The sequence below is a fragment of the Saccharomonospora iraqiensis subsp. paurometabolica YIM 90007 genome (assembly GCF_000231035.2).
GTDB lineage: Bacteria > Actinomycetota > Actinomycetes > Mycobacteriales > Pseudonocardiaceae > Saccharomonospora > Saccharomonospora paurometabolica.
The window spans coordinates 119625-120033 of record NZ_KI912238.1 but is presented as its reverse complement, the minus strand read 5'-3'; the positions used below and the strand labels follow the sequence as shown (position 1 = coordinate 120033).

General features: G+C 76.5%; 1 protein-coding gene. It reads left to right on the top strand.

All coding sequences use genetic code 11. The annotated features are described in order from the left end of the window. A partial coding sequence (locus SACPADRAFT_RS33910) for a glycosyltransferase family 2 protein (RefSeq protein ID WP_040924316.1) occupies positions 1-409 on the top strand: 409 nt, incomplete at both ends.

The following is a 409-nucleotide window of genomic DNA, read 5'->3' as shown; positions in this document are numbered from 1 at the left end:
CTCGGTCACCGGCCGCTGCCTCGTCGAACCCGACCTCACCGAGGACCCGATCGTGCCCGAGCTGCGGCACTCGCCCGTGCCCGGCCCGGACTGGCTGCCCGGCCCGGCCCTGCTCGGCGTGCTGGCCGCGCTCAGCGCGTTCCGGGTCACGGCGTTCCGGGAGGTCGGCGGGTTCTCCCCGCGGCTGTGGCTGGGTGGTGAGGAGGAACTGCTGGCGCTGGACCTCGCCGCGCGCGGCTGGTGGATGTGCTTCGACGACGGGATCGTCGTGCACCACGCCCCGTCGACGGCGCGGGATCCGCGGCGGCGCCGCCGGCTCGGCATCCGCAACACGCTGTGGACCCTGTGGTTGCGCAGACCCGCGGCCACCGCGGCCCGCCGGACCGTGGACGTGCTGCGCTCGGCGCCC